Origin of the sequence: Pseudoalteromonas sp. SIMBA_162, from assembly GCF_046535955.1 — a bacterium.
In the GTDB taxonomy this organism is placed as follows: domain Bacteria; phylum Pseudomonadota; class Gammaproteobacteria; order Enterobacterales; family Alteromonadaceae; genus Pseudoalteromonas; species Pseudoalteromonas marina.
The window spans coordinates 1-234 of sequence record NZ_JAWJBQ010001273.1 but is presented as its reverse complement, the minus strand read 5'-3'; the positions used below and the strand labels follow the sequence as shown (position 1 = coordinate 234).

The 234-nt window shown below is 61.5% G+C and carries 1 protein-coding gene; it reads left to right on the top strand.

Going from position 1 to position 234, the window contains the following annotated elements; all coding sequences use genetic code 11:
• The coding region (locus R0J88_RS23740) for a hypothetical protein (protein ID WP_410901419.1) at window positions 1–234 on the top strand (234 nt) is incomplete at both ends.

The window sequence follows — 234 nt, the reverse complement described above, 5'->3', positions numbered from 1 at the left end:
TTTGTCACAAATCGCCCCTACCGTAGTGCCCCACACGCAACCACTGGCGGCCGATAACTGGGAAGCTGAAGCGCGCCTGTTCGGCCAGGCTTTGAACCAGGAAGAGGCGATTGAGGAAGCGATCAGCGCCGTCGATCAGCGGGTCGACGCTATGTCAGACGCAGTAGCTGAAGCCAACGTGGGCAGCAACGCCTATCTGGTGCGCTGGATGCCCGGCGGCCCCATGGTGATGTC